Origin of the sequence: Candidatus Aquicultor secundus, assembly GCF_002791875.1 — a bacterium.
Taxonomy (GTDB): Bacteria; Actinomycetota; Aquicultoria; order Aquicultorales; family Aquicultoraceae; genus Aquicultor_A; species Aquicultor_A secundus.
In genome coordinates this window covers 8,249-15,127 of record NZ_PFNG01000084.1, presented here as the reverse complement: position 1 = coordinate 15,127, position 6,879 = coordinate 8,249, and the positions used below count along the sequence as shown (strand labels likewise).

Below are 6,879 nucleotides of genomic sequence, written 5' to 3'. Positions count from 1 at the left end.
CTATCCGGCCCTAAAGGGCCACGGATTTTTCAACCACCACATAAGCGATAAGCTCCGGCCCACGTCGCTCAATTTCGGCTACGACAAGGGCACCCACCTGCAGACCCCTCGTTTCCTTTACCTTTAAATCACACCTACATTGACTAGCAGTACTATTGATTACACATATCACCTATCCTGCAATACCACACAGCCCTGAAGTGGGATTAAACATTAAAAGAATTAAAAGCGTCAGCCATAGTGCGTCCCTATCGAACGTTGGCTTTATCCGGAGACAAAGGGGAGTCTGGCGTTGTTCGCATCTTCAAAATGCTACAAACATCATACAGTTATACAAAGTGGCTCTTACACCAAAGTATTTTGCGTATATAAACAACGTCCCTTAAGTTACACATCCAAATATCCGCCCGCGTCGACCATATCCATCCGGCCATCCGTAAACTATAAATCCCCGATCTTGGGAATAAAGGGTAAGTAAGGGAAGGCATGCTTATTTACTCAGCTACGGTTATGCGCATGCTCTAATGCTATTTTTGACCCTGCAGTCAAAAATAATTGACCAATTGGTCGAAAAGGATATAATTAAATTGACCAGCTGGTCGAAATAACTAGCGTATAACCAAACCTGATATGCAACTGGATGGTTCGCTGAGGCCATTGATATCGGAGTAAACCGCAAGAGGAGTAAACCGCAAGGTCGGCAAGGAAGGGCATATGCCTGATAAAGATGACAACGAGAACTTCATAGAGCTTTTTGAAGAGGACTCGCGTCCCATGACGAAAAGCGAGCGTACGCGTCTGAAGATAATGGCGAGCGCCGCTAAGGTGTTTGATGAGAAGGGTTTCGATAAGGCGTCGATTCAGGATATCGCCGATGATGCCGGTATCGCAAAGGGAACCATCTATTATTACATCGAGAAAAAAGAAGACATCTTGGTCTCCATTCTCAAGTTCGGAAAAGCCCGCCTGTTCTCGAAGATAGAAAAAGGCATGGATAAGGCGGAGACCGCTTCAAAGAAAATCGACCTTATTATTCGCAATCATATGAAAACAGTAAAAATCGTTGGGCCGATAATCCCTTTTTTTGCACATAGTCTGGCATCGACGGATTCGGCTACCAGGGATGTTATGGCCGGTTTTCGTGAAGAATACCTGCATCTGCTTGAGTCGATAATCGAAGAGGGGATTAAATCCGGGGAATTCAGGCAGGTTGACCCCGGTAAGGCGGCGCTCGGTATTTTGAGTCTGGTGGTCGGGCAATTATTGCAGGCCAAGTTATTTACCGGAAAGCTCAACGCTAAAGAAATCGCGGACAACACGATGGACATCGCTTTAAACGGGCTGAGGAGCAGGCATGAAGACTAAGGCTATCGCCGTTGGTGTTGCGTCATTGCTTATAGCGCTTTCGCTGGTCTTCTTTGCGGAGGCCGGGCAGGGACGCAATGCGGTTAAGGTATCGATTACGACATCGGGTGCGCTGGAGGATGAAAAGAACGCCGTGAGCGTCCCGGCCGAACTTGCGTTGATCGGCATGGAGCAAGGCAAGCAGGCACAACCTCTGTCGGTGAGAACATCCCAGAAGCCTGTGGGTGTAGTGAAAGACGTAAAGGTCGAGCCGGGGGATTTTGTTAAGCGGGGCGATGTGTTGTTTACGGTTGACGATACGCTGGCAAAGCAAAACCTGAAAAAAGCCCAAGCCCAGTACGATACCATCGAGGCGACACTCGATAGTCTTGGCGCCTCGCGAAGCGATATTTCAAGCAAGAGGGCCGATTTGAACCGGGCCGAGGCTACGCTGAAATCAAAACGCGCCGAGGCCAAACAGACCTTTGCGGCAAAATATACGGAAGGCCAAACAAAGGTGGCCGGGTTAAAGAGTAAGCTCGCATCTGTGACGGCGGGTCTTGCAAAAGCACGGGAAGGGCTCTCGTCGGTAACTCAGGCGGAAGACGCCGCACAGCAATCGCTTGCTGCCGCACAGGCGCTACCCGATAGCGACCCCGCTAAGCCGCAGAAGGTCGCTCAGGCGAAGGGGATGCTGGAAGGCGTTCTGCAGAAAAAGGCGCAGCTCACGGCTACCATAGGGCAGATGTCTACCGCAAAAGCAAAGCTTGCCAAAGGGATTGGCGCTGCTACGGCGGGGCTCGCGCAAGGTAAGCAACGGTTCAACCAGGGCTTGGCGAAAATGGACCAGGCGCAGGCGAAAATCGCCGAGGCAAGGACGAAAATATCCGAGGGTGTTTCCAAGCTCTCGAGGAAGATAGAATTGCTCAAACGAAGAAGAGACCAGGCCGAGGTGGGAGTGAGGATTGCGAGACAAGCGCTGGATGCGACTACGGTACGTGCATCAACATCCGGCAACATCACCGCCATCAGGATATCTGAGGGTTCGGTGGTGTATCCGGGACAGACGGTTATGTCGATTGTGCGCACTCGTACCTTGAGGCTTGCTATCTATGTCCCGCTGGATGAAGTCGGTACGGTTAAAAACGGCGATTCCGTTGATGTGGAAGTCGATGCCGCCCCGGGGCAGGTGTTTGAAGGCAAGGTAATCGGGGTGGGTGGTAAGGCGACGTTTGCACCCTCGAATATGACGACGGATAGGTTGGAGCTTGTGAGGGTGGTCAAGGTGATCGTCGAGGTCGTTAATAAGAATGGCGTTTTAAAGGCAGGTATGCCCGCGGACGTAAGCGTGCATTAATAGCTTCATCTATTAAGGACTGTTATTAGTATCTTAACCTGTATCTTTGGAGGGTGGACTATGAATAAAAAGGTGGCCGTGGTTGTTGTTGCGCTTGTAGTGCTCGGCGTGGGTTATGTCGGGTGGAATTCGTATACAAACGGCGGCAAATCCGCGAACGGTAGAATCGAAGGGTCGGGCACGATTGAAGCTGCCGAGCTAAACATCGGCTCGCAGGTTGCCGCTGAGGTAACCGACGTTAAGGTGAGCGAGGGAAGCAATGCAAAGAAGGGACAGGTCCTGGTTGTGTTGGATGATAGGGTATTGAAAGATCAGGTTGCGGTCGCAAAGGCGGGAGTCGATGCGGCAAAGGCCGGGGTGGACGATGCCGACACGTCGAACAAGAGAAAGATAGCCCAGGCGCAACTCGATCAGGCGGAAGCAAGTCTTAGCATCGCCAAGACCCAGCAATCGTATGCGGTCGTAAAATCCCCCGCTGATGGGGTCGTGCTCAGCCTGCCGTTCTTGGTGGGCGAGATGGCAAGCCCTGGCGCCACGCTTGCAACAATCGGCAAGATATCCGAGCTTGATTTGACCATCTATGTGGACGAGAAAGAGCTGGGTAAGGTAAAAGTCGGCCAAAAGGCTTCGGTAAGTGTGGATGCGTATCCGAACGATGAGTTTACGGGCAAGGTTTCCGAGATCGCGTCCGAGGCCGAGTTTACACCGCAGAACGTTCAGACCAAGGAGCAAAGGAGCAACCTGGTATTCGGCGTGACGATCAAAGTCGACAATCCAAAGGAACAGTTGAAGCCGGGAATGCCTGCAGATGCAGTGCTCGACTAGGGTCGAGAACGCGGGCTAAGATTTTAAACTATGAGTAACTATATTATCGAAACGGATAATTTAATAGTGGAGTTTCCGAGTGTTCGGGCGGTTGATGGTGTGAGTATTCGGGTTGAGGAAGGCGAGATATTCGGCCTGGTGGGGCCGGATGGGGCCGGGAAGACGACCACGATACGGGTTCTGGCGACCATCCTGAAGCCGACGTCTGGGAAGGTCTTGCTGATGGGTAAGGATATCCTCCGCGATGCGCGGGCGGTACGCGGCAAAATCGGCTATATGTCCCAGAAATTCAACCTGTACGGGGACTTGACGGTCGAGGAAAACCTACGGTTTTTCGCCGATGTCTACAGCCTGTCCGAATCCGAGCGGCGCACCAGAATGAAGGAGCTTCTGCATTTTGCACGGCTCGAAGAGTTTACCAGCCGGCGGGCCGATTTTTTATCCGGAGGCATGAAGCAAAAGCTGGCGCTCGCATGCACCCTTATTTACGAGCCGACCATCCTGTTCCTGGACGAGCCGACAACCGGCGTCGACCCGGTGAGCCGCCGCGAGTTCTGGGCCATTCTCTCCGAGCTTCGAAGCCGCGGCATCACGCTCTTTGTTTCAACGCCTTATATGGACGAGGCCGAGCGCTGCTCGACAGTTGCCTTCATGGATAGCGGGAGGATCGACGTGTGCGATACTCCGAAATCGATCAAGGCATCTTTTAGCGGCGAGGTGGTAGAGCTTATCGCGAGACCGCAACGCGAAACCCAGAGGCTGGTCAAAGACTTGCACTATGTGCTTGATGTTGAGATTTACGGTGAGCGTTTGCAGCTTACCGTGTCGAACGCCGAGGATGCGGCCGAGAGGCTAAAGCATGACCTCGCGGGCAAGGTCGAGCTGGTATCCGTTATTCCGAAGGCGCCGACGATGGAGAGCGCATTTATTGAAATGATTAAGAAGAGCAATAAGAGCAATAAGAGCGGTAAGAAGAGCCGGGGGTAACCGCGATGGAACTGATAGAAGCGATTATGAAAAAAGAAATAATCCATATCCTGCGGGACCCGCGGACGCTGGGGATTACGCTGTTTTTACCACTCTTCCAGCTCTTGATGTTCGGATATGCGTTAAGCCTGGATATCAACCATATTTCAACCGCCGTCTATGACAGCGACAGGTCGGTTATGAGCAGGAAGTTAATCGAAAACTTTTCGAGCTCGGGGTACTTCGATATAAATGCAAGACCTAACACGGCGGATTTTACCAAGCGACTGGATTCGGGACAAATCAAAGTAGCGATTATCATCCCAAAGGGCTTTGAGGATAAGGTTCGCTCCGATGGGAACGCCAGGGTGCAGGTGCTGGTCGACGGGTCCGACCCCAACTTTGCGAGAGTCGGCGTTGGCTACTCATCGGTAATAATCAACAGGTTTTCGCAGAACGCGACTGCCGAGTCGCTCTATAAAAAAGGCATCGTCATCAGGCAGGGCGTGCCGCCGATCGATATCAAGGCGAGGGTGTGGTACAACCCCGAACTGAGAAGCGTAAACTATATCGTCCCCGGGCTGATGGCGCTTATCATGATGACGGTTACGACAATCAGTATTTCAGTTGCGGTCGTGCGTGAGAAGGAGAAAGGGACGCTCGAGAACCTCATCATGTCCCCGATCAGGAGTTCTCAGCTTATCATTGGCAAGATAATCCCGTACGTGGTCATCGCGTTTTTTGAGGCGGCGCTTATTACGGGGGTCGGGATGCTGTGGTTTAATGTGCCGATGAACGGCAGTTTCCTGCTGCTGTTGGGAAGCCTGATCATTTATGTAGCCGGTACGCTTGGGATGGGCCTGGTGATTTCGGCGGCGACCGATTCGCAACAGGTGGCAAGTTTTACGTCGTTTATGGTCACATTCCTACCCGCGTTTTTACTCTCGGGGTTTGTCTTTCCCATAAAAAGCATGCCCGTCGTACTGCAGTTTATCACATATCTTGTTCCGGCCAGATATTTCTTGGTGGTTATTCGCGGGATTTTCTTAAAAGGTGTCGGTATTAGCGTGCTGTGGCCTAATCTGGTTGCGCTGGGGGTTTTCGCCCTCCTGATGATCACGGTCGCCTCGCTGCGCCTGAGGAGGTCGTTCGCATGAAGCGCGTCCTGATGCTTGCCAAAAAAGAGATCATCCAGTTGTTGCGGGATAAAAGGATGCTGCCGCTGGTCTTTGTGGCGCCGTTACTTCAACTCATTCTTTTTGGATATGTCGTGCAGACGGAAGTAAAGGATATCGGGATCGTTCTCGTGGATCACGACCGCACAGCCGAGAGCAAGGTAATCGCCGAGAAATTTACCAACGCCGGTTATTTTAGGATCGAGAAGCGCGTGGAGAGCGAATCGTCAATGCCGGGCCTTATACGGGCCGACAAGGCGACGCTTGGCGTTATCATCCCGCAGGGCTATCAGCGTACGATAAAGGCCGGCCGCACGGCCGAGATCATGCTTGTCATTGATGGCTCGGACGCCAATACCGGCGTCCAAGCGCAGCAATATGCATCGCGGATAATCGCCGCCAGGTCGCAGGAGATTATGCAACGCAAACTCAGTGCGATGAAGGCGATAACCGCTCGAATAGCAACCGTTGAGCCGAGGGTTAGGGTTTGGTATAACCCGGACTTAAAGAGCGTAAACTATATGGTACCGGGCTTGATCGGGCTTATTCTAACCATCATTACCACCATTATTACTTCGGTTGCAATCGTCAAAGAAAGAGAACGGGGAACGCTCGAACAGCTTATCGTCACCCCGGTAAAGCGCTGGGAGCTTATTATGGGCAAGGTGCTCCCGTTTGTCACTATTGCCTTTATCGAGGTCGGTTTGATTATGGCCGTCGGCATGCTCTGGTTTAAGGTGCCGTTTAGGGGAAATATATTCCTGCTGCTGGCGTTATGTCTGGCGTTTTTGTTTACGACGGTGGGGCAAGGGCTGTTTGTGTCAACGATTTCGCGCACCCAACATCAGGCGCAGATGACCGCCTGGTTTTTTATGATGCCGGCGATGATGCTTTCCGGCTTTATCTTTCCAATCGAGAACATGCCGAAGGCGATCCAGCTTTTAACATACGTTATACCGCTGAGGTATTTCCTGGTTATCGTGCGCGGCATATTCCTCAAGGGCGTGGGGATGGAAGCGTTATGGGACCAGGTGCTGGTGCTTTCACTGCTTGGGGTTTTGATTTTTGGCGTGAGCGTATTGCGATTCCAGAAGCGGTTTGCTGATTAAAACAGCGAATAGCGAGGAGCGAGCAGCGAATAGCGATTAGTTGTCATTCTGAAGGAGCAATTAGCAAATGGTGAACGGCGATTAGTTGTCATTCTGAAGGAGC

The 6,879-nt window shown here is 51.9% G+C and carries 6 protein-coding genes; all 6 read left to right on the top strand.

What is annotated here, in order from left to right; genetic code table 11:
• The first annotated feature begins 714 nt into the window (after nt 1-714).
• Genes COY37_RS03355 through COY37_RS03330 form a run of 6 tightly spaced genes read left to right on the top strand, consistent with a single transcriptional unit; the run spans nt 715 to nt 6,776 of the window.
• Nucleotides 715-1,365: a TetR/AcrR family transcriptional regulator gene (locus tag COY37_RS03355; RefSeq protein WP_286679314.1), complete on the top strand. Its 651-nt coding sequence runs from the start codon at nt 715-717 to the stop codon at nt 1,363-1,365.
• Entirely contained in the window at nt 1,355-2,701 is a 1,347-nt protein-coding gene (locus tag COY37_RS03350; RefSeq protein ID WP_286679315.1) for an HlyD family secretion protein, read from the top strand. Before COY37_RS03355 ends, COY37_RS03350 begins: the two co-directional genes overlap by 11 nt.
• Before the next feature lie 60 nt (nt 2,702-2,761).
• Nucleotides 2,762-3,526: an efflux RND transporter periplasmic adaptor subunit gene (locus tag COY37_RS03345; protein WP_286679316.1), complete on the top strand. Its 765-nt coding sequence runs from the start codon at nt 2,762-2,764 to the stop codon at nt 3,524-3,526.
• A 30-nt stretch (nt 3,527-3,556) separates the two neighbouring features.
• Nucleotides 3,557-4,513, top strand: a complete 957-nt coding sequence (locus COY37_RS03340; RefSeq protein WP_286679317.1) for an ABC transporter ATP-binding protein — start codon at nt 3,557-3,559, stop codon at nt 4,511-4,513.
• A gap of 5 nt (nt 4,514-4,518) precedes the next feature.
• Entirely contained in the window at nt 4,519-5,649 is a 1,131-nt protein-coding gene (locus COY37_RS03335) for an ABC transporter permease (protein ID WP_286679318.1), read from the top strand.
• The gene (locus COY37_RS03330) at nt 5,646-6,776 is read left to right on the top strand and encodes an ABC transporter permease (RefSeq protein WP_286679319.1); all 1,131 of its coding nucleotides are present in this window, start codon (nt 5,646-5,648) and stop codon (nt 6,774-6,776) included. The genes COY37_RS03335 and COY37_RS03330 overlap by 4 nt, the downstream gene beginning before the upstream one ends.
• Nucleotides 6,777-6,879: the final 103 nt, after the last annotated feature.

Excerpts from the sequence above, each read along its gene's own strand:
- COY37_RS03340 (WP_286679317.1), top strand. The coding sequence starts at position 3,557 with ATGAGTAACTATATTATCGAAACGGATAATTTAATAGTGGAGTTTCCG.
- COY37_RS03345 (WP_286679316.1), top strand. The coding sequence starts at position 2,762 with ATGAATAAAAAGGTGGCCGTGGTTGTTGTTGCGCTTGTAGTGCTCGGC.
- COY37_RS03350 (WP_286679315.1), top strand. The coding sequence starts at position 1,355 with ATGAAGACTAAGGCTATCGCCGTTGGTGTTGCGTCATTGCTTATAGCG.
- COY37_RS03330 (WP_286679319.1), top strand. The coding sequence starts at position 5,646 with ATGAAGCGCGTCCTGATGCTTGCCAAAAAAGAGATCATCCAGTTGTTG.
- COY37_RS03335 (WP_286679318.1), top strand. The coding sequence starts at position 4,519 with ATGGAACTGATAGAAGCGATTATGAAAAAAGAAATAATCCATATCCTG.
- COY37_RS03355 (WP_286679314.1), top strand. The coding sequence starts at position 715 with ATGCCTGATAAAGATGACAACGAGAACTTCATAGAGCTTTTTGAAGAG.